This is a genomic window from Ornithinicoccus halotolerans, assembly GCF_009602535.1.
Taxonomy (GTDB): Bacteria; Actinomycetota; Actinomycetes; order Actinomycetales; family Dermatophilaceae; genus Ornithinicoccus; species Ornithinicoccus halotolerans.
In genome coordinates, this window is the sequence record NZ_WIQI01000156.1 from 1 (window position 1) to 4408 (window position 4408).

Below are 4408 nucleotides of genomic sequence, written 5' to 3' on the forward strand. Positions count from 1 at the left end.
GGTGGCTGAGCGGCTGGACGTGCCGCCGGGCGGCCACCCGCACCGCGACCGCCGCCAGCCGCAGGTCCAGGGCACTCTCGGTGTGGTCACGGGGCACCCGCCCGGGGTCGGCATGGCAGGCCGCGACCCACCGCCGCAGCGGCTCGTCGTCACGGTCCAGCAGCCCCTCGGCGACCCCGGCCTCCCAGCTCCCGGGTGCGTTCCACCGCATGCCCAGGTCGCCCTCGACGGTGCGCGCGTGCCACAGCGTCCCCACCACGTCCCGCCGGATGGTCGCGTCCTCGCCCTCCGGGGTCAGCACCGAGTACACGTCAGTGGTGGCCCCGCCGACGTCCACCAGCAGCACGTCCTCGCCACGGACCTCCGCCAGCCGCGCCACCCCCGCCAGCACCGCGTCCGGGGTCGGTGCCCGCACCAGGGACGCGAACGCCGGCCCGCGGGAGAGCCCCTTGCCACCGATGACGTGCTCGAGGAAGACCTCGCGGATGGCCTCCCGGGCCGGGGCGGGGCTGACCTCACCGATCCGGGGCAGCACGTTGTCGGTGACCCGGTAGCGGCGGCCGGTGGCGGCCAGCTCGGTCGCCACCTCGCCGGCCGCCTCGACGTTGCCGGCGACGACGACGGGGGCCCCCACGCGGGCCCGGGCCAGCGCGCGGGCGTTGTGGACCAGCACGTCGGCGTTGCCCCCGTCGGTGCCGCCGACGAGCAGCACCACGTCGGCCCGGGCGGCCCGCAGCTCGGTCACGCCCTCGCCTCGCAGCGGTCCCGCAGCGACGTGCACCACCCGGGCCCCGGCGCTGAGCCCGACCCGGTGACCGGCCTCGGCGGTCACCTGCCGCTCGTAGCCCACCACCGCCAGCCGCAGCCCGCCGCCGGCGCTGGAGCAGACGAGCACCCGCTCGGGCTCGGCCAGGTCAGGCACGGGAGCGCCGCGGCCACGCAGGTCGGCCAGCGCCGCCCGCACGCCGTCCAGCACGTCGCCACCGGTCGTGGCCGGCGTGGTCGTCGGCCGGGCGGCACCGGCCAGCACCGCGCCGTCGTCCTCGTCGACCAGGACGGCCTTGGTGAAGGTGGACCCGACGTCCAGGCAGGCCAGCGTCAGGAGACCACCCGCCACAGCAGCGCGACGGACAGCAGCAGGGCACCAGCGGCGAGCAGGACCAGTCCCGCCAGCGCCTTCCCCCGGCCGGCGAGCGGGTCCAGCGGCCGCTCCCCCGGTCCCGTCCCGAAGCCCTCGCCGTCCCCGACGTCAGTGGTGCCGGGCGGGCCACCGAAGCCGCCCAGCGACCCTCGCTGCCCCCGGACCCGCTGCTGCTCCTGGCGCCCCCACACCACCAGCAGCCCCCCGGCGAGCAGCAGCAGCAGCGGCAGCACGGCCGTCCACGGGCTGAAGCCATCCATGGCGGTCACCGTGCCACAGCCGCGAGCGCTCGCGCACACCCGACGCTCCGGGCACCGGACGTGGGACACTAGAGGTATGCGCGTGCATCCACCCCAGATTCCCGCCGGCCCGCTGCCGGGCCGGGCCGAGCCGATCGCGGGAGTCCCGCAGACCCACGCCGTCCTGGGCACCCCGCTGCACGGGCCGTGGGGAGAGCACACCCGGCTGATGTACCTCGCGATGGGCTGCTTCTGGGGGGCGGAGCGGCTGTTCTGGCGGCTGCCCGGCGTCGTGAGCACCGCCGCCGGGTACATGGGCGGGGTCACCCCGAACCCGACCTATGAGGAGGTCTGCAGCGGGCGCACCGGCCACGCCGAGGCCGTCCAGGTGGTCTACGACGAGCGGGAGGCGACCCCCGAGGACATGCTGCGGGTGTTCTGGGAGAACCACGACCCCACCACCCTGGACCGGCAGGGCAACGACGTCGGCACCCAGTACCGCTCGGCGGTCTACTGGACGACCGAGGAGCAGGAGCGCTGGGTGCGTGCCACCCACGACGCGTTCCAGCAGGTGCTGCACGAGCACGGCCACGGCGACATCGCCACCGAGCTCCGCCCCGCCACGGAGGCCGGCCGGTTCTACTACGCCGAGGGCTACCACCAGCAGTACCTGCACACGAACCCGTTCGGCTACTGCAACCACGGGCCGACCGGCATGACCTGCCCGGTCGGGGTGCTGCGCCAGGACCAGCTGCCCTCCCAGCAGGAGCTGCGCCCGCCCGTCAGCGGATGAGGCGGCACGACCGGAACCATCCCCCTCCCGACGGCGTTACGCCCAGGACGTCCCCTGTGATGTAGTGAGTCCGTCCCGTCCCGCAGCACCCGAGGTCACATGAGCGGCAACACCACCTTCCGGCCCGTCGACACCACCGTCCTGTCGGTGACGGCCGTCGACGCCCCCGTCGTGATGACGTCCGCGGACTTCGACGCCCGGCTCGCGACCTCCCTCGAGCGCACCCGGATGCGCCCCGGGCTGCTGTCCCGGCTGGCCGGGATCCGCGAGCGGCGGTGGTGGCCGGAGGGCACCAGCTTCGTCGACGGCGCGGTCGAGGCCGGCGCCAAGGCGGTGGCCGAGGCCGGCGTGGACCCCGCGCGGATCGGGATGCTGGTCAACACCTCGGTGAGCCGTGACCACCTCGAGCCCTCGGTCGCGGTGCGCATCCACCACGAGCTGGGGCTGGCGTCGCACTGCCAGAACTTCGACCTCACCAACGCCTGCCTGGGGTTCCTCAACGGCATGCAGCTGGCCGCCACCATGATCGACGCCGGCCAGATCGACTACGCGCTCGTCGTCGACGGCGAGGGCTCCCGCGAGCCGCAGGAGCACACCCTGCAGCGGCTCGCCCGCCCGGAGACCACGGCCGAGGACCTGCAGCGGGAGTTCGCCACGCTCACCCTGGGTAGCGGCGCGGCCGCCATGGTGCTGGGCCGCGCCTCGCAGCACCCGGAGGGTCACGCGGTGATCGGCGGGGCGAGCCGGGCGGCCACCGAGCACCACGAGCTGTGCGTCGGCGACTTCACCCGGATGCGCACCGACACCGCCGGGCTGCTGCGCGCCGGGATGGCCATCGCCGGTGACCTGTGGCGCGACGCCGCCGCCGAGTTCGACTGGTCCGACATGGCCCGCTACATCGTCCACCAGGTCTCCTCGGTGCACACCGAGCGCACCGCGTCCTCCCTCGGGCTGCCGCTGGACCGCATCCCGCTGACCTTCCCCACGCTGGGCAACGTGGGCCCTGCGGCGGTGCCGATCACGCTGGCCAAGGAGGCCGAGTCGCTCCAGGCCGGCGACCGGGTGCTGCTCATGGGCATCGGCTCCGGGCTGAACATGACCTGCCTGGAGCTGCGCTGGTGACAGCGGTGGCCCGCGGGCTCCCGGGCCCGCTGCCGGGGCTGGACCCTGCCTGGTCGCGCCACGTCACCGCGCCCGACGCCGAGGGCCGGCCCCGCCGCTGGCACCTGCTCGACACCGGCGAGCCGGAGGCGGGCACCGCCGTGGGCACGGTGCTGTGCCTGCACGGCAACCCCACCTGGTCCTACCTGTGGCGGCGGGTCCTCGCCGAGGCGCCGCCAGGGTGGCGGGTGGTCGCCCCCGACCAGCTGGGGATGGGCCTGTCGGAACAGGCCCCGCCCGGGCGCACCCTGCCGCAGCGCGTCGAGGACCTCAGCCGGCTCACCGAGGCCCTCCGGCTCACCGGCCCGGTCGTGCTGCTGGCCCACGACTGGGGCGGCCCCGTCGGGCTGGGCTGGGCACTGCGCCACGACGTCCGTGCCCGGCTGGCCGGCGTGGTGCTGACCAACACCGCCGTCCACCATCCCGGCGGTGCGCGGGTGCCGGCGCCGATCCGGCTCGCCCGCAGCTCCCCGCTGCTGGACCTCACCTGCCGGCGCACCCCCGCCTTCGTCGCGGCCGCCGCCGCGACCTGTCGTCCGCCGCTGCCCGGCCCGGTCCGGCAGGGGCTGGCCGCGCCCTACGACTCCGCCGAGCGCCGGCAGGGCGTAGCCGACTTTGTGCGGGACATCCCGCTCGAGCCGGAGCATCCCAGCACCGCCACCCTGCAGCACACCGCCGACCGGCTCGCCGCCGGCGACCTCGCCGACGTGCCGGTGCTGTTGCTGTGGGGCACCCGTGACCCGGTCTTCACCGAGCGCTACCTGCGCGACCTCATCGCCCGGCTGCCCCACGCCGACGTGCACCGCGTGGTCGGCGCCTCGCACCTGGTGCTGGAGGACCACCCGGCCGGTGTCGGCACGATCTGGGCGTGGGTGACCCGACAGCGACCCGGGCCGGTGCCGGCGCAGGCACCGGAGGCGTCCCGGTCACAGCCCGCGGACGGGGCCGGGGCGCCGGCGCCGCTGCCGGTCGCCCTGGACGCGCACGACCCGGTCGCGACGGCCCTGGTCGAGCTGGCCGCCGACGGGCGGAGCCGCACGGTGACCTCCGGGGAGCTGGACCGCCGGGTGCGGG

Annotated in this window: 5 protein-coding genes; 3 read left to right on the top strand and 2 right to left on the bottom strand. The window is 75.9% G+C overall.

All coding sequences use genetic code 11. From position 1 onward, the window contains the following. Together GFJ45_RS15220 and GFJ45_RS15225 are read right to left on the bottom strand one after the other, a co-directional pair. Positions 1-1117: glutamate mutase L (locus GFJ45_RS15220; protein WP_228387145.1), on the bottom strand; the 1117-nt coding region annotated here is incomplete at its 3' end. After that, positions 1099-1401 carry a hypothetical protein gene (locus GFJ45_RS15225; RefSeq protein ID WP_153398705.1) on the bottom strand — a complete coding sequence of 101 codons (303 nt, stop codon included), beginning with the start codon at positions 1399-1401 and terminating at the stop codon, positions 1099-1101. The genes GFJ45_RS15220 and GFJ45_RS15225, both read right to left, overlap by 19 nt. A gap of 76 nt (positions 1402-1477) precedes the next feature. Between GFJ45_RS15225 and msrA the strand changes: the two genes are divergently transcribed. The 3 genes from msrA to GFJ45_RS15240 all read left to right on the top strand — a co-directional run. Continuing rightward, complete coding sequence (gene msrA, locus GFJ45_RS15230) at positions 1478-2173, top strand: peptide-methionine (S)-S-oxide reductase MsrA (protein ID WP_153398707.1); 696 nt, start codon at positions 1478-1480, stop codon at positions 2171-2173. Between the two features lie 99 nt (positions 2174-2272). Beyond that, positions 2273-3295 (top strand): 3-oxoacyl-ACP synthase III, encoded by a 1023-nt coding sequence (locus GFJ45_RS15235; RefSeq protein WP_153398709.1) that lies wholly within the window; start codon positions 2273-2275, stop codon positions 3293-3295. Next, the coding region (locus GFJ45_RS15240) for an alpha/beta fold hydrolase (RefSeq protein WP_228387147.1) at positions 3292-4408 on the top strand (1117 nt) is incomplete at its 3' end. The genes GFJ45_RS15235 and GFJ45_RS15240, both read left to right, overlap by 4 nt.